Consider the following 274-nt stretch of genomic DNA (forward strand, 5'->3'; position numbering starts at 1 on the left):
GCATTTGGCAAATGGCGGCTGGATACCACGGCGCGGCATCTGCTGGACGGTGAAGGAACCATCGTGACGTTAAGCGGCGGTGAGTATCGGCTGCTTCGCGTGTTCCTTGACCACCCGCAGCGCGTTCTCAATCGCGATCAACTGCTGAACCTCACACAGGGGCGGGATGCCGACCTCTTTGACCGATCGATTGACTTGCTCGTCAGTCGGCTGCGCCACCGGTTGCAGGACGACGCGCGCGCCCCTGCCTACATCAAGACGGTTCGCAGCGAGG

1 protein-coding gene is annotated in these 274 nt (G+C 62.0%); it reads left to right on the plus strand.

What is annotated here, in order from left to right; translation table 11 throughout:
• Positions 1–274, plus strand: a 274-nt coding sequence (locus AC0L20_RS41005) for a winged helix-turn-helix domain-containing protein (protein WP_473295827.1), incomplete at both ends; no start/stop codon positions are given.

This window comes from Bradyrhizobium sp. Kon58 (assembly GCF_055807455.1).